The 15,961-nt window shown below is 63.9% G+C and carries 15 protein-coding genes and 1 pseudogene; 6 read left to right on the top strand and 10 right to left on the bottom strand.

The window, feature by feature from the left end; genetic code table 11:
- Positions 1-105: 105 nt before the first annotated feature.
- Positions 106-990, bottom strand: coding sequence for a LysR family transcriptional regulator (locus ACIPZG_RS26465; protein WP_400718392.1), 885 nt, complete (start codon positions 988-990; stop codon positions 106-108).
- A gap of 78 nt (positions 991-1,068) precedes the next feature.
- On the opposite strand from ACIPZG_RS26465, the gene ACIPZG_RS26460 reads away from it, so the two are divergent.
- Positions 1,069-1,833: a sulfite exporter TauE/SafE family protein gene (locus ACIPZG_RS26460; RefSeq protein ID WP_400718394.1), complete on the top strand. Its 765-nt coding sequence runs from the start codon at positions 1,069-1,071 to the stop codon at positions 1,831-1,833.
- Here ACIPZG_RS26460 and ACIPZG_RS26455 read toward each other — a convergent pair.
- Positions 1,823-2,137, bottom strand: coding sequence for a putative quinol monooxygenase (locus ACIPZG_RS26455; protein WP_400718390.1), 315 nt, complete (start codon positions 2,135-2,137; stop codon positions 1,823-1,825). The two genes, ACIPZG_RS26460 and ACIPZG_RS26455, sit on opposite strands and share 11 nt — an antisense overlap.
- A gap of 159 nt (positions 2,138-2,296) precedes the next feature.
- Between ACIPZG_RS26455 and ACIPZG_RS26450 the strand changes: the two genes are divergently transcribed.
- From ACIPZG_RS26450 to ggt, 3 genes are all read left to right on the top strand, one after another.
- A complete protein-coding gene (locus ACIPZG_RS26450) occupies positions 2,297-2,887 on the top strand; it encodes an NAD(P)H-dependent oxidoreductase (protein ID WP_400718388.1) in 591 nt (196 codons plus the stop codon).
- A gap of 60 nt (positions 2,888-2,947) precedes the next feature.
- On the top strand, positions 2,948-3,844 hold the full coding sequence (locus tag ACIPZG_RS26445) for a LysR family transcriptional regulator (RefSeq protein WP_400718386.1): 897 nt from the start codon (positions 2,948-2,950) through the stop codon (positions 3,842-3,844).
- A 117-nt stretch (positions 3,845-3,961) separates the two neighbouring features.
- Positions 3,962-5,629: a gamma-glutamyltransferase gene (gene ggt / locus ACIPZG_RS26440; protein WP_400640451.1), complete on the top strand. Its 1,668-nt coding sequence runs from the start codon at positions 3,962-3,964 to the stop codon at positions 5,627-5,629.
- A gap of 119 nt (positions 5,630-5,748) precedes the next feature.
- On the opposite strand, the gene ACIPZG_RS26435 is transcribed toward ggt, so the two are convergent.
- The 3 genes and pseudogenes from ACIPZG_RS26435 to ACIPZG_RS26425 all read right to left on the bottom strand — a co-directional run bounded on the left by ACIPZG_RS26435 (position 5,749) and on the right by ACIPZG_RS26425 (position 8,808).
- A complete protein-coding gene (locus ACIPZG_RS26435; RefSeq protein WP_400640928.1) occupies positions 5,749-6,612 on the bottom strand; it encodes a methyl-accepting chemotaxis protein in 864 nt (287 codons plus the stop codon).
- Positions 6,604-7,533, bottom strand: a pseudogene (locus tag ACIPZG_RS26430) (methyl-accepting chemotaxis protein); the annotation flags it as partial. The gene ACIPZG_RS26435 and the pseudogene ACIPZG_RS26430, both read right to left, overlap by 9 nt.
- Before the next feature lie 387 nt (positions 7,534-7,920).
- On the bottom strand, positions 7,921-8,808 hold the full coding sequence (locus tag ACIPZG_RS26425; RefSeq protein WP_400718384.1) for a neutral zinc metallopeptidase: 888 nt from the start codon (positions 8,806-8,808) through the stop codon (positions 7,921-7,923).
- Positions 8,809-8,995: 187 nt separating this feature from the next.
- On the opposite strand from ACIPZG_RS26425, the gene pcaH reads away from it, so the two are divergent.
- Both pcaH and pcaG read left to right on the top strand, forming a co-directional pair.
- Positions 8,996-9,715, top strand: coding sequence for a protocatechuate 3,4-dioxygenase subunit beta (gene pcaH, locus ACIPZG_RS26420; protein WP_008094164.1), 720 nt, complete (start codon positions 8,996-8,998; stop codon positions 9,713-9,715).
- A 10-nt stretch (positions 9,716-9,725) separates the two neighbouring features.
- Positions 9,726-10,331: a protocatechuate 3,4-dioxygenase subunit alpha gene (pcaG, locus tag ACIPZG_RS26415; protein WP_400640453.1), complete on the top strand. Its 606-nt coding sequence runs from the start codon at positions 9,726-9,728 to the stop codon at positions 10,329-10,331.
- Between the two features lie 119 nt (positions 10,332-10,450).
- Here the strand turns inward: pcaG and ACIPZG_RS26410 are convergent, their stop codons facing one another.
- From ACIPZG_RS26410 to ACIPZG_RS26390, 5 genes are all read right to left on the bottom strand, one after another.
- The gene (locus ACIPZG_RS26410; RefSeq protein ID WP_400718381.1) at positions 10,451-10,885 is read right to left on the bottom strand and encodes a cupin domain-containing protein; all 435 of its coding nucleotides are present in this window, start codon (positions 10,883-10,885) and stop codon (positions 10,451-10,453) included.
- A gap of 103 nt (positions 10,886-10,988) precedes the next feature.
- Entirely contained in the window at positions 10,989-11,888 is a 900-nt protein-coding gene (locus ACIPZG_RS26405; RefSeq protein ID WP_400718379.1) for a LysR family transcriptional regulator, read from the bottom strand.
- 53 nt (positions 11,889-11,941) lie between these two features.
- Positions 11,942-13,027: a tRNA (uridine(54)-C5)-methyltransferase TrmA gene (gene trmA / locus ACIPZG_RS26400; RefSeq protein ID WP_400718377.1), complete on the bottom strand. Its 1,086-nt coding sequence runs from the start codon at positions 13,025-13,027 to the stop codon at positions 11,942-11,944.
- Positions 13,024-14,319 carry an NCS2 family permease gene (locus tag ACIPZG_RS26395; RefSeq protein ID WP_008094156.1) on the bottom strand — a complete coding sequence of 432 codons (1,296 nt, stop codon included), beginning with the start codon at positions 14,317-14,319 and terminating at the stop codon, positions 13,024-13,026. The genes trmA and ACIPZG_RS26395 overlap by 4 nt, the downstream gene beginning before the upstream one ends.
- A gap of 289 nt (positions 14,320-14,608) precedes the next feature.
- A complete protein-coding gene (locus tag ACIPZG_RS26390) occupies positions 14,609-15,829 on the bottom strand; it encodes an MFS transporter (protein WP_400718375.1) in 1,221 nt (406 codons plus the stop codon).
- Positions 15,830-15,961 lie beyond the last annotated feature (132 nt).

The raw sequence follows: 15,961 nt of genomic DNA, 5'->3' as shown, positions 1-15,961 counted from the left end.
CAGCTCTCGCACTGGTTGGCGTTCAGATTTCTTTTTGGTTGGCATACATGCACCTCTTACTCATGTTATGCCCGAACACAAAATTTCTGACACCCCCGCTTGAGATCATCCCTTCACCAACCGCTCGACCAACCCCGCCGCATATCCCGGCAACCCTAAAAAGTCCCGCGCACACAGCAGCAGCCGCCGATTCGCCCAGTCTTCCCGCAGCGCCACCCAGTGCATCGGCAACACCCCCTGCCAACGCTTCACCGATGCCATCGGCACCACCCCGACCCCCGCCCCACCCGCCACCATGCGGATCACCCCGTCAAACCCTTCGGCCCGCACCCGCACCTGCATGCGCCGCCCTTCGCGCAGCGCCTGTTCTTCCAGGTACAACGCCAACGCACTGTTCGCCCCCAGCCCCACATGGCCATGGGCGAGGCAGTCGATGAAACTCGGTGTAGGCTCCAGGGCCAGGGGATGGTTCAGGGGCGTGACCAGTACCAGCGGATCATCGCGAAACGGCAGGGTCTGCAGATGTGCACTGGGCGCCGCCGTGGAGATGATGCCGAGATCGGCCATGCCTTGGGTGATCGACTGCACGATCCGCAGGCTCGGCAGCTCCTGCACATCGACACTGACCCCGGGGTTGTCGGCCAGATAGCTCGCCAGTAGCTCCGGCAGGTATTCGGTCAGCGCCGCGGTGTTGCACAGCAGGCGCACCTGGCCTTGCTGCCCCTTGGCGTACTGGGCCAGGTCGAACTGCAAGCGCTCGACCTGCTGGCCGATCAGTCGCGTGTGTTGCAGCAGTGCCTGGCCGGCCGGCGTCGGCTGTACGCCCCGTCGATTGCGTTCGAGCAGCGCTGTTCCGAGCGAGGCTTCCATGGCCCGGATTCGCGCGCTGGCCGCCGGTAGCGACAGATGGCTGCGGCGTGCTCCGGCAGTGATGTTGCCGCACTCCACGGTGTGCTGGAAAAGCATGAGGTCGATCAGGTCGAAGTGCATCTGCCTCTGTCCTGGAAAGAGTCTGGCTGAGTATATGGCAGATTTTCAGCCCGTATGCCCCAGGCCATCATGACGGCCATGGATACCTTGATCGCTTTCTACCAGAACATCGGCCCGGCACTGTCGCTGCTGGTCATTGCCACCTTCCTGCTGGCCGGTGCGGTCAAGGGCGTGATCGGCCTCGGGCTGCCGACCATCGCCATGGGCTTGCTGGGCCTGGCTATGTCGCCGGCGCAGGCTGCCGCGCTGCTCATCGTTCCGTCGACGCTCACCAATCTCTGGCAACTCGCCACTGGCGGTCACCTGCTGGCGCTCATGCGAAGGCTCGGGCCGATGCTGGCGATGATCTTCGTCGGCACGCTGCTTGGCAGTGTCTGGCTCGGCATCGACAGTGGGCCGTGGGCGGTGCATGCATTGGGGGCTGCGCTGGTCATCTATGCGCTGTACGGGCTGATCGGCCCGGTACTGCGACTGGCGCGGGAAAGGGAAGGGTGGTTGGGGCCGCTCTGTGGGCTGGTGACCGGCGTGGTCACGGCGGCCACCGGCGTATTCGTGATGCCTGCAGTGCCTTACCTGCAGAGCCTGGGCCTGAGCCGCGACGAGATGATCCAGGCACTGGGCCTGTCGTTCACCGTCTCGACCCTGGCACTGGCGCTAGGCCTGGCCGGGCAGGACGCCCTGGGTGGCCAGGCGCTGGGGGCTTCACTGCTGATGCTGGCGCCCGCGCTGCTGGGCATGCTGGCCGGCCAGTGGCTGCGCCAGCGAATCAGTGCGGCGCTGTTCAAGCGCTGCTTCTTCATCGGTCTGGCCGTGCTGGGCGGCCACTTGCTGATCAACGGTTAGCGGAAGAGGCGCTGAGCATCTCGATCAGCTGGATATCGAAATCGCGCTCCAGGTAGTCCATGCGTTTTTCGAAGAACGCGGCCATGTGTGGCAGTGCCGAGTGCACATCCAGGGCCGCCTTGCTGGCCCACACCTCGAAGAATACGAACAGGCTCGGATCTGCCTTGTCGCGCAGCATGTGGTACTCGATGCAGCCCGGTTCCTGGCGGCTCGGCTCGACATACGCGCGGAACAAGGTTTCGAAGGCTTCGGCCATTTCCGGACGGGTCTTGGCCTTGAGGACGAAGGCGTATTGCTCACTCATGGATAACTACTCGCGGGTGGAAAGATGAATCGATTCTACGGCAAGAATTGATTGTCCATTCGTGACTTCAGGTCAATTGTATTTTGCCCCGTCCTCGCTGTTTCCCGTGCCTGCGAATCCCTAATCTGCCGGTCATTCGATTCTTGACTTGAGGTCAGCATGAAAAAGATTCTTCTGCTCAACGGCGGTAAACAGTTCGCTCACTCCGATGGCCGCCTCAACCAGACCCTGCACGACGCCGCACTGGCTCATCTGGACCGTTCCGGTTTCGACGTGCAACAGACCTTCATCGACGGTGGCTACGACGTGCAGGCCGAGGTCGAGAAATTCCTCTGGGCCGATGTGATCATCTACCAGATGCCAGGTTGGTGGATGGGCGCGCCCTGGACCGTGAAGCAGTACATCGACGAGGTGTTCACCGCCGGCCACGGTAGCCTCTACGCCAACGACGGTCGCACCCGTTCGGATGCCTCGCAGAAATACGGCAGTGGCGGCCTGTTGCAAGGCAAGCAGTACATGCTGTCGCTGACCTGGAACGCACCCCAGCAGGCCTTCGACGACCCCAGCGACTTCTTCGAAGGCAAGGGCGTGGACGCCGTGTACTTCCCGTTCCACAAGGCCAATCAGTTCCTCGGCATGACCGGTCTGCCGACCTTCATCGCGGTGGATGTGATGAAGCGTCCGGACGTGCCGGCGGCGTTGGCGGCCTATGAAGCGCACCTGGACCAGGTGTTCGGCAAGGCAGTTTAACTGGACTTGCAGCTGGCAAGCGGCTATCAATCACCGCGAAGAGCAGACACAGGCGCATACGTGAAAACCCGATCCGAAGAACTCCAGGTATTCGTAGCCGTGATCGATTGCGGCTCGATCTCCGCGGCCGCAGAACAGATCGGCCAGACACCGTCGGCAGTCAGCCGCACCTTGTCGCGCCTGGAGGCCAAGCTCGGCACCACCCTGGTCAACCGCACCACGCGGCGCATGGACTTGACCGAAGAGGGGCGCTTCTTCCTCGAACGCTCGCGCCTGGTACTGGAGCAGATGGACGAAATGGAGGAGCGCCTGTCGATGAACCGCCAGACCGCCTCCGGGCGTCTGCGCATCAACGCGGCCGCTCCGTTCATGCTGCATGCCATCCTGCCGTGGATCGGCGAATTCCGTCGTCAGTACCCCGGCATCGAGCTGGAGCTCAACACCGACGACCTGATCATCGACCTGCTGGAACAGAGCACCGACGTGGCCATTCGCATCGGCGACCTGGCCGATTCCAGCCTGCATGCCCGCTCGCTGGGCTGCAGCCCGGTGCAGGTGCTGGCCAGCCCGGCCTACCTTGAGCGGCACGGCATTCCCGAGCGCGTGGAAGACCTGGACAAGCATTGCCTGCTCGGCTTCAGCCAGCCCGAATCACTCAACCAGTGGCCGCTGCGCCATGCCCAGGGCGATCGCTGGCCGATCCGCCCGGCACTGCTGGCCTCCAGTGGTGAAACCTTGCGCCAGTTGGCCCTGGCCGGGGAGGGCATCGTCAGCCTGTCGCACTTCATGACCCACGAAGACATCCGCGCCGGGCGCCTGCAGGTGGTGCTGAGCGAAGCCAACAACGGCTACCGCCAGCCGATCCATGCCGTCTACTACCGCAACACGCAACTGGCCCTGCGTATTCAGTGCTTCCTGGATTTCATTCAGCGCAAGCTGGCCATGTACGCCTGCTGAGTTGCCTGAACGCGACAGATCCTGCCCAAGGGCGGCGAAACTTCCTACGTGTTATTGCACAGTCGACAGGCTTCGGCCTTACTGACTGATCAACAAAAACAACACCAAGGAAGTGTCATGCGTATTGTCCTGTTCCAGTCCCTGGCGCTCGGAGCCGCGGTCCTGAGCTGTTCGTCGGCCTATGCCTTGACCCTGGAGGGCGGCGCGGTGGCCGCACCTGATCAATATGGCGCACAGGTGGCCGCCGATATCCTGAAGAAGGGCGGCAACGCGGTGGATGCCGCCGTGGCCACGGCCTTCACCCTGGCGGTGACCTACCCGGAGGCCGGCAACATTGGCGGTGGCGGTTTCATGACCCTGTTCGTCGACGGCAAACCCTACTTCCTCGACTACCGCGAAGTCGCGCCCAAGGCCGCCAGCCGCAACATGTACCTGGACGAAAAAGGCGAGGTCATCGAGAACCTGAGCCTGGTCGGCGTGCGTGCCGCCGGCGTGCCTGGCACCGTGATGGGCCTGTGGGAAGCGCACCAGAAGTTCGGCAAGCTGCCCTGGAGCGAGCTGCTCACCCCAGCCATCGGCTACGCGAAAAACGGCTTCAAGATCGCCGAAAAGCAGTACCAGTACCGCAACGATGCTCAGGGCCTGTTCAAGACCGCCACCAACTTCAACGACTATTTCGGCAACATGAAGGTGGGCGAGCTGTTCAAGCAGCCGGAGATGGCGCAGACCCTCGAACGCATCGCCGACAAGGGCGTCAGCGAGTTCTACCAGGGCAAGACCGCCGACCTGCTGGTGGCGCAGATGCAGGCCGACAAGGGCCTGATCACCAAGGAAGACCTCAAGGACTACAAAGCCGTCTGGCGCGAACCGATGGCCCTGAGCTGGCGCGGTAACGTGGTGTACACGGCACCGCCGCCGAGCTCGGGCGGCGTTGCCCTGGCCCAGCTGCTGGGTATCAAGGAAGACCGCGCGGCGGACTTCAAGGGCGTGGCGCATAATTCGGCACAGTACATTCACCTGCTGGCCGAGATCGAGAAGCGGGTGTTCGCCGACCGTGCCGACTACCTGGGTGATCCGGCGTTCACCAAGGTGCCGGTCGACCAGCTGATCGCCAAGGACTACCTGGCCAAGCGCGCCGCCCAGGTCAACCCCAAGGCGATTTCTGCGACCGACGATGTCAAACCGGGTCTGGAGCCGCACCAGACCACGCACTTCTCGATCGTCGACAAGCAGGGCAACGCCGTCAGCAACACTTACACCCTCAACCTCGACTACGGCAGTGGTGTGGTGGTCAAGGGCGCTGGCTTCCTGCTCAACGACGAGATGGACGATTTCAGCGCCAAGCCGGGTGCGGCCAACGCCTTTGGCGTGGTCGGCGGTGACGCCAACGCCATCGCCCCGGGCAAGCGCATGCTGTCGTCGATGAGCCCGAGCCTGATGACCCGCGACGGCAAGGTCGAGTTGGTGATCGGTACGCCGGGTGGTTCGCGGATCTTCACCTCGATCTTCCAGGTGATGAACAACCTTTACGACTACGGCATGCCGTTGGAAAAGGCGGTCGCGGCGCAGCGTGTGCACCATCAATTGCTGCCCAAGGACACCATCTACTTCGACAGCTATGCGCCGTTGACCGGGCCGGTGGCCGATGAATTGAAGACGATGGGCTATGTGCTGGAGGACCAGGGCTGGGAGATGGGCGATATCCAGGCGATTCGGGTCAATGGGGCGCAGTTGGAGACCGCTTCTGATCCGCGTGGGCGTGGGGTGGGGATGATCGTCAAGTAGCGCTGGGAGGGCTTTGCCCTCCTTTCGCGACACAAGGCCGCTCCTACAGAGACAGCGCGTATCCTGTAGGAGCGGCCTTGTGTCGCGAACGGGCTGCAAAGCAGCCCCGAACCTCAAGCTCAAACGCGGAACTGACTCACCAACATCTGCAACTGCCCACCCAAACGCGCCAGCTCTACGCTCGACGCTGCCGTCTCATCGCTGGCCGCCGCCGTCTGCTCCGACACATCCCGCACATTCAGAATGCTCCGGCTGATCTCTTCAGCCACCGCGCTCTGCTGCTCGGCCGCCGCCGCAATCTGCTGGTTCATCGACTGGATGCTCGACACCGTACCGGTGATGCTCTCCAGCGAAGCCCCAGCCTTGCGCGCCAGTTCCACACTGCTGTCGGTCAAGGTGCGGCTGCCGTGCATGGCGTTGGCCACTTGCTGGGTGCCGTGCTGCAGGCTGGCGACCAGTTCCTCGATTTCCTCGGTGGACTTCTGGGTACGCTGGGCCAGGCCACGCACTTCGTCGGCCACCACGGCAAAGCCACGGCCGGCCTCGCCAGCGCGGGCCGCTTCGATCGCGGCATTGAGCGCCAGCAGGTTGGTCTGTTCGGCCACCGACTTGATCACATCCATCACGCTGCCGATCTTCTGGCTTTCCTGCTGCAGCAGGTTCATCGCTTCGGTGGAACGGTGCACTTCCTCGGCCAGGCGTTCGATCTGGCTGATCGCTTCACCGACCACGCGATCGCCCGCGCGGGCCTCGTCGTCGGCACCGGTGGCGGCGTGCGAAGCCTGCTCGGCGTTGCGCGCCACTTCTTGAACGGTGGCGGCCATTTCGTGCATCGCGGTAGCGACCTGGTCGGTCTCGACCTTCTGGCTGTTGGCGCCGGCACTGGTCTGCTCGGTCACCGCTGACAGCTCCTCGGCGGCGCTGGCGATCTGGGTGACGCCATCGCGGATGCCGCTGATCAGATCGCGCAGGGTCGTGCCCATCCGCGCGATGCCTTGCTGCAGCACGCCGATTTCGTCGCGGCGGGTCACCCGCAGGTCATGGGTGAGGTCGCCGCTGGCGATCCGCTCCACCGCCTTCAAGGTCTCGCGCAGCGGGCCGGTGATCTGCCGGGTGATCAGAGCGGCTGCCAAGACGCCGGCCAGCAAGGCCAGCAGCGTGGCGATGGTCTGCAGGCTGCGGGCCTGGATACTTTCGGCGTCGCGGCGCTCAATCTGGATCTTGTACAGCGCATCGCTGCGCTTGACGATATCGGCGCCTTGCACGGTCATTTCCGCACGGGCCGTAGTGATTTCGGCGACGGCATCGCGGAACTGGCGCACGGCGTCACGGTAGGCCAGTACCGACTGCTCGAACTGCTGCACACGCGTGGCCTCGGCCGGCAACTGGCGCTTGAGCTCGTCGATTTCCAGCAGCGCCGCTTCCAGCTGGCGCAGCGCCGCCTGTTCGTTGGCCGCGCTGTTGTCGGCGATGTAGCCGCGCACGTCGATGCGCACCTGCAGCAGTTGCTGGCGCGCCTTGCTGATCAGCTGGTACTGCGCCAGGCGCACGCTGTCGCCCTCGGCACGCGACATGACGTTCTGGCTCAGTGCATCCATGGCGTCGTCGGCCTGGCTGGCGGACAGGTTCATCGCGTCGCGGGCGGTTTGCGAACGGTGGTAGCCGGCACGCATCTTGTTCAGCGATACCTTGTACTCGCTGATGGTCTGCCCCAACCCCTTGAGCAGCTCGACGTTGTCCGGGCTCTTGAAGGTGCTGGCCAGGTACGCCTGCTGCTTGCTGAAGGCATCGAGCTTGGCCTGGGTATTGGCAGCGGTAGCCTCGTCGCCGTTGGCGATCATGTACTGCAGGCGCGCTATCCGCAGGTCGGTCAGGTCTTTGTTGAGCTGGGCGATATCACCCATCCAGTTGCTACGGTCGATGAGGCTGCCCAGGCTGGTCCACCCGGTCAGGGCCAGCAGGCCGGTGAGGACCAGCACCAGGCCGAAGCCCAGGCCGAGTTTGAGGTTGACGCTGATATTGGCGAACCAGCTGTTCATGCACGCTCTCCAGAAAAATTTCGCTCACTTGATCTTCGATCGCGAGGCGTTGTTGTTCTGGATGCCCGCTCAATCGTGCAGGGGTTATCGGCAAGGGGGAGGGAAGCTGAAACGCTTTTTCAGGTGATTTGCTCACTGGCCTTTTCGCGGGACAAGCCCATTCCCACAGGTGAGCCACTGCCCTCATGACTGTGCAGATTCCTGTGGGAGCGGGCTTGCCCCGCGAAAAGGCCGCAAAGAGGCCCCATCATCTCAAAGGCTGCGCGCACTGAAGGTATCGCAGCTGTTCACCTCACCCTGGGCAAACCCCGCCTTGAACCAGCGCACCCGTTGCTGCGAAGTACCATGGGTGAACGAATCGGGTACCACACGCCCCTGGCCCTGCTGCTGCAGGCGGTCATCGCCAATGGCGTTGGCGGCATTCAGCGCTTCCTCGACATCACCCGGCTCCAGCCAGTTCAGGCGTTGCTGTGCCTGGAAGGCCCAGACCCCGGCCAGGCAGTCAGCCTGCAACTCCTGGCGCACCAGCAAGCCGTTGTCGCCTTCCATGCGCTGGCCATTGCGACGCGCAGCGTCGACCTTGGCCGACACGCCGAGCAGGGTCTGTACGTGGTGGCCAATCTCGTGGGCGATCACGTAGGCCTGGGCAAAATCGCCGGCGGCGGCGAAGCGGGTTTCCATCTCACGGAAGAACGACATGTCCAGGTACACCCGTTGGTCCGCCGGGCAGTAGAACGGACCCACGGCCGCTGAAGCGAAACCGCAGGCGGAATTCACCTGGCCACTGAACAGCACCAGCTTGGGGTCGCGGTATTGCTTGCCGGCCTGGGAGAACAGGGCCTTCCAGGTGTCTTCGGTGTCGCCCAGGATCGAGGCGACGAACTGCGCCTGCTCGTCGTTGGCCGCCGGTGCCTTGTTCTCCACGCCAGCCGGGGCCTGCTGTTGCTGCTGCATCTGACCGGTGAGCTGGCCGAGGATCTGCAGGGGGTCTTGGCCTGTGAGCCAGCCGATGCCGACGATCAGCAGGATCGCCCCAAGCCCCAGCCCCTTGCCGCCGCCAAAGCGCATGCCGCCACCGCCGCCACCTTCACCGCGGGCATCGACCACGTTGTCGCTGCGTCGGCCTTTTCGCCATTCCATGAGGGCTCTCCAGAGCTTGAAACAGGAAGTAAAAGATTAGTTCACCCTCGGCAAAGGTACTAATTCATAACCATTTGGTTATGTCTGATGCGGTTGAATTCAATATTCATCCCACGCGGCCTAACCGAAACTGCAAGTCCGCCTGCCAAGCCCAGGCGCTCTGATAATTCCAAGAGAGGAAATCGGCATGCCCGCCCAGGACACCAGCCGCTTCGTGATCCGTGATCGCAACTGGCACCCCAAGGCCCTGACGCCTGACTACAAGACCTCGATTGCCCGCTCGCCGCGCCAGGCGCTGGTCAGCATCCCGCAGTCGATCAGCGAAACTACCGGGCCGGACTTTACCCACCTGGGCTTCGGTGCCCATGACCATGACCTGCTGCTGAACTTCAACAACGGTGGCCTGCCGATCGGTGAGCGCATCATCGTCGCCGGCCGGGTCGTCGACCAGTACGGCAAGCCGGTGCCCAACACCCTGGTGGAAATGTGGCAGGCCAATGCCGGTGGCCGCTACCGCCACAAGAACGACCGCTACCTGGCGCCGTTGGACCCGAACTTCGGCGGAGTCGGCCGTTGCCTGACCGACCGCGACGGCTACTACAGCTTCCGTACCATCAAGCCCGGCCCATACCCGTGGCGCAACGGACCGAACGACTGGCGCCCGGCGCATATCCACTTCGCCATCAGCGGCCCGTCGATCGCCACCAAACTGATCACCCAGCTGTACTTCGAAGGTGACCCGCTGATCCCGATGTGCCCAATCGTCAAGTCGATCGCCAACCCCGAAGCGGTGCAGCAACTGATCGCCAAGCTCGACATGAGCAATGCCAACCCCATGGACTGCCTGGCGTACCGCTTCGACATCGTGCTGCGCGGCCAGCGCAAGACCCATTTCGAGAACTGCTGAGGACCCCGCCATGCCAATCGAACTGCTGCCGGAAACCCCCTCGCAGACTGCCGGCCCCTACGTGCACATCGGCCTGGCCCTGGAGGCCGCCGGCAACCCGACCCGTGACCAGGAAATCTGGAACCGTCTGGCCAAGCCGGACGCACCGGGCGAGCACATTCTGCTGATCGGCCAGGTGTATGACGGCAACGGCCATCTGGTGCGCGATTCGTTCCTGGAAATTTGGCAGGCCGATGCCGATGGCCAGTACCAGGATGCCTACAACCTGGAGAACGCCTTCAACAGCTTCGGCCGCACCGCCACGACCTTCGATGCCGGCGAATGGACCGTGCATACGGTCAAGCCGGGTGTGGTGAAGAATGCCGCGGGTGTGCCGATGGCGCCGCACATCAACCTCAGCCTGTTTGCCCGGGGTATCAACATTCACCTGCATACGCGGTTGTATTTTGATGACGAGGCACAGGCCAATGCGAAATGCCCCGTGCTGAATCTGATCGAGCAGCCGCAACGGCGTGAGACGCTCATCGCCAAGCGTTGCGAAGTGGATGGGAAGACGGCGTATCGGTTCGATATCCGTATTCAGGGGGAAGGGGAGACGGTGTTCTTCGACTTCTGATCGGGAATCTGGGGCCGCTTTGCGGCCCTTTCGCGACACAAGGCCGCTCCTACAGAGATCGCGGTCGCCTGTAGGAGCGGCCTTGTGTCGCGAAAGGGCTGCAAAGCAGCCCCAGGATCTCAGCCTTTCACAGGTTTCAGGTCGAAAGCATCGCCCTGATACTGGAACAACAGGCAATCAGCTGCCGCTGTACAACCGCTTTCATGCACCAGGTCGGCTGGCAGCTTGTAGTAAGAACCCGCGGGAAATTCGGTGCGCTTGCCATCGATCACCGCATAGAAGGTCCCCCCCAGAACCACCGTCGGCAATGTCTGGCTATGCTGGTGCAGCCCGTTGTCGGTGCCCTTCCTGAATTTCACGTAGGCCGAGTAAGGCCCCTTGCCGAAGATATCGCCTTCGACATTGGCGTAGCTGACGGCGCCTTGGGTATTGGGCACGTCCTGCCACTTCAATGCCGCACTGTCGGTGACCGCGATGGTGTTTCCCGCCGCGTTGACGCCCACGGCCAGGGTGCCGAGCGTCAAGGCCGCGATGATCGCCTGCACTGCTTTCATGGTGAAGCTCCTTCGTTGAGTGACTGTGCAACGAAGGCTAATCAAACAAGCGGCACACAAATACGTGCCAAGTAAGCCATGACCTGTGCGGATTTAGCACAAATCACCACCTGGGTTGCGCGTAGTACCCCTGCACGTAATCCACCAACGCACGCACTTTGGGCGCCAGATAGCGGCTCTGTGGATAAACCGCATACAGGCTGCGCGCTGGCAGCTTCCAGTTCTCCAGCACCGGCACCAGCCGCCCGTCCTGCAGGGCATCGTGCACGATGAACCGGTCAAAGCTGGCGATGCCCAGCCCACCGATGGCAGCAGCCCGCAGGGCCATCGGCGAGTTTGCGCTCAGGCGTCGAGGCATGAGGATGCCGCGCTGTTCGCCGGCGGCACCCGTCAGTTGCAGGCGCTGCGGGTGCAGCAGCTGGCTGTAGCCGAGCAGGGGATGATTGGCCAGTTCCTCGGGCGTAGTGGGCATGCCGTGGCGCTCGACATAGCGCGGGGCTGCCACCAGTAGCACCTCGCTGCTCGCCAGCCGGCGCGCCACCAGGCTGGAGTCCGGCAGGTGGTCGGTGACCCGTAGGCACACATCGATTTCCTCCTCCAGCAGGTCGACGAAGCGATCGCTGCAGTTGAGTTCGATCTGCAGCAGCGGATGGCGCTCGATGAAGTCTGGCAACCAGCGTCCCAGTTCCAGCTCGCCAAAGGCCGTGGCCACGCCCAGGCGCAGCGTGCCGCTGGGCTGTTGCTGGTGCTCGGACAGTTCCAGAGTCATGGCCTGCATCTGTTCGAGGATCTGCACGCAGTGGCGATAGAACAGCGCACCGGCTTCGGTGAGGTGCAGGCGGCGGGTAGTGCGGGTGAGCAGTTGCGTGCCGAGGTGGCGTTCCAGGTGTTTTACCTGGCGGGACAGTACGGTGTGCGACACGCCCGCCTGGTTGGCGGCGGCGCTGAAGCTGCCGAGGTCGACGACCCGGCGGAAGGTTTGCATGGCACTGAACAGGTCCATCAATTCTCCTGGCCGCGTGCAATGGGGCCATCGAGGCCCCACGGCAACACGGATCAGCGCCGAACCAGCAGCACCCCGCTTTCCATGTGATGGGTGTAAGGGAACTGGTCGAACAGCGCGCAGCGTTCGATTCGGTGAGTATCTTGCAGCTGTGCGATGTTCTGCGCCAGGGTCTCGGGGTTGCACGAGATGTACAGGATACGCTCGAAGCGGCGGGTCAGTTCGCAGGTGTCCGGGTCCATGCCGGCACGCGGCGGGTCGACGAATACCGTGCCGAATGCGTAGCTCTTCAGGTCGATGCCTTCCAGCCGGCGGAACGGGCGAACCTCGTTCAGCGCCTGGGTCAGCTCTTCGGCCGACAGGCGCACCAGGCGCACGTTGCCCACCGCGTTCTCGTCGAGGTTGCTCAGGGCGGCATTGACCGAGGTCTTGCTGATCTCGGTGGCCAGCACCTGGCGCACGCGGGTGGCCAGCGGCAGGGTGAAGTTGCCGTTGCCGCAGTACAGCTCCAGCAGGTCGTCGTCGCGATCGCCGATGGCCTCGAACGCCCAGCTCAGCATCTTCTGGTTGACCGCGCCGTTGGGCTGGGTGAACGCGCCTTCCGGTTGGCGATAGCTGAACACCCGACCGGCCACATCGAGCTTCTCCACGGCGTAGTCGCGGCCGATGACCAGGCGCTTGCCCTTGGAACGGCCGATCAGGCTGACGCCCAGGTCTTCGGCCAGCTGCCGCGCGGCCACTTCCCAGGCTTCGTCCAGCGGGCGGTGGTAGCACATCGTGACCATCGCATCGCCGGCCAGGGTGGTGAGGAACTCCACCTGGAACAGGCGATTGCTCAGTTCCTCGCTGGCCTGCCAGGCCGCCTTCAGGCGCGGCATCAGGTGGTTGATGCGCTCGCTGGCGATCGGGAAATCGTCGATCAGGATCGCCTTGTGTTTTTCGCCAGGGGCAAACATCGCGTAGTGGCGCTGGCCGTCTTCACGCCACAGGCGGAACTCGGCGCGCAGGCGATAGTGCTCGCGCGGCGAGTCGAAAACAGCCGGCTCCGGCGCACCGAAGGGGGCCAGCAGCTCGCGCAGGCGGGTCACTTTGCCCTGCAATTGCGCATCGTAGGTGCTTGGGTCGAAGACGGCACTCATGCGTTGAACCAGCCCAGCTTGATCACGAACAGGATGGAAAGGATCACCAGTGCCGGGTTCAGGTCGCGGTGGCGGCCGGAGATCAGCTTGACGGCAGTCCAGGAAATGAAGCCGAAGGCGATGCCGTTGGCGATCGAATAGGTCAGCGGCATGGCCAGGGCAGTCACCACCACAGGCGCGGCCTCGGTGACGTCGTCCCAGTTTATTTCGGCCAGGCCCGAGGCCATCAGCACCGCGACGAACAGCAGCGCCGGGGCGGTGGCGAAGGCCGGCACGCTACCGGCCAGCGGGGCGAAGAACAGCGCCAGCAGGAACAGCGCGGCGACCACGATGGCGGTCAGGCCGGTGCGGCCACCGGCGCTTACGCCTGCGGCCGACTCGATGTAGCTGGTGGTGGTCGAGGTGCCCAGCAGCGAGCCGGCCATGGCCGCGGTGCTGTCGGCGATCAGGGCACGGCCCATTTTCGGCATGTGACCGTCCTTGCCCATCAGGCCGGCGCGCTTGGCCACGCCGATCAGGGTGCCGGAGTTGTCGAACAGGTCGACGAACAGGAAGGCGAAGATCACGCTCACCAGGCCCACGTCCAGGGCACCGGCGATGTCCAGCTGGAGGAAGGTCGGGGCCAGCGATGGCGGCATGGAGACGATGCCGCCGAACGGCGTCACGCCCATCGCGATCGAGGCGACAGTGACGGCGAGGATGCCGATCAGCACCGCACCGCGTACTTTCAGCGACTCGAGGCCGACGATCAGGAAGAAGCCCAGGGTGGCGAGGATCGGTGCCGGCTGCTTGAGGTCGCCCAGGCCCACCAGGGTGGCCGGGTTATCGACGACGATACCCGCGTTATGCAGGGCGATCAGCGCCAGGAACAGGCCGATACCGGCCGCGATGGCCGAGCGCAAGGGCAGCGGGATGCTGTTCACGATCCATTCGCGGATGCGGAAGATCGACAGCAGGAAGAACATCACCGCCGACAGGAACACCGCGCCCAGCGCCACCTGCCAGGTGTGGCCCATGTGCAGGACCACCGTATAGGTGAAGAAGGCGTTCAGGCCCATGCCCGGCGCCAGGGCGATCGGGTAGTTGGCGATCAGGCCCATGGTTGTCGAGCCGATGGCCGCGGCCAGGCAGGTGGCGACGAAGATCGCACCTTTGTCCATGCCGGTCTCGCCGAGGATGCTCGGGTTGACGAACAGGATGTAGGCCATGGCCAGGAAGGTAGTGACGCCCGCAAGAATCTCGGTGCGCACATTGGTGTTGTGTGCTCTTAGTTGAAACAGCCTTTCCAGCATGCCCGCTCCCCAAGGCGCCCCCGGCGCCGTGAATGTATCGACCCCATCAGCAAAGCACAGACCGTACCGGTTGCCGTGGTTTTGTGTGGGGAGGAAAAAAGCCGCGCATCATACCAGCATGGATGGCGGGGGCCTATGGCCGTTGGGGAGGCGGCATTGCGTGAATCAATACAGGCCCTTTCGCGGGACAAGCCCGCTCCGCTCCCACAGGTACAGCGCTGTTCTTGAAAACTGCGCTGTACCTGTGGGAGCGGGCTTGTCCCGCGAAGAGGCCAGCGAATACACCGCATCAGCCATTGTGCAACCGGTCCCGCCTGGCCAGGCTCGGAAACAGTTTTATCCACACCCCCGTCACCACCAGCGTGCCCACACCCCCCAGCACCACCGCCGGCACGGTCCCGAACCAGTGCGCCGTGACCCCGGACTCGAACTCGCCGAGCTGGTTCGAAGCCCCGATGAACAACCCATTCACCGCGCTGACCCGCCCCCGCATCTCATCCGGCGTCTCCAACTGCACGAAGGCACCGCGGATCACCATGCTGATCATGTCCGCCGCGCCCAGCACCACCAGTACCGCCAGCGAGAACCAGAACGAGGTCGACAGCCCAAACCCGATGGTCGCCACGCCGAACACCCCGACCGCGGTGAACATGGTACGGCCTACCTTGCGTTCGACCGGGAAGCGCGCCAGCCACAACGACATCAGCAATGCCCCCACCGCCGGTGCCGAGCGCAACAGGCCCAGGCCCCAGGGGCCGGTGAGCAGGATGTCCTTGGCGAACACCGGCAGCAGCGCAGTGGCGCCCCCCAGCAGCACGGCGAACAGGTCGAGGGAAATCGCCCCGAGAATGTCCGGCCGGCTGCGGATGAAGCGGATCCCGGCCAACAGCGACTCCAGGCTGGCGCGGCCACGCTGGGGCACTTGCTGGCGCGAGTCCAGGCTCAGCATCAGCACACAGGCAATGGCGTACAGCGCCACGGTCGGGCCATACACCCAGATACTGCCGAAGGCATACAGGAAACCGCCCACCGCCGGGGCGACGATGGTGGCTGCCTGGGTCGCCGAAGCCGAGGCCGCCACGGCCCGTGGGAACAGCCCCGGCGGCACCACATTGGGCAGCAGTGCCTGGGTCGCCGGCATCTCGAACGAACGGGTCGCGCCGAGCAGGAAGGCCAGGCCAAAGATCAGCTCGCGGCTGACGTTGTCGGTGGCGCTGCCCACCGCCAGCACCAGCGCGATCAGACCCTGCAGGGTCTGGCAGAGGGCCGCTACCTTGCGCCGGTCATAGCGGTCGGCGACATGCCCGGTGTGCAGCATGAACAGCACCCGAGGGGCGAATTCGACCAGACCGACCAAGCCCAGATCCAGCACATTGCCGGTCAGTTGGTAGAGGTGCCAGCCAATCGCCACGGTGAGCATCTGGAAGCCGCTGGCGGTGAACACGCGGGCCAGCCAGAAGGCCATGAAGGGGCGGTGCTGGCGCAACAACGGCGGTGTGGAATCGGACATCGGAAACCCTGGCCTCGGCGCAGTAGAGGGCTCGGCAGCGTATCATCTGCTTGTAACAAACCGTTACTGTTTGCCGGGATCGGCACTTTTTCAGGCGTTGTAACAGGGGGTGGGGCAACGGGTCACGCGGCA

It is taken from the genome of Pseudomonas sp. NPDC089395, from assembly GCF_044749525.1.
GTDB lineage: Bacteria > Pseudomonadota > Gammaproteobacteria > Pseudomonadales > Pseudomonadaceae > Aquipseudomonas.
This window is presented reverse-complemented; position numbering and strand designations above follow the sequence as displayed.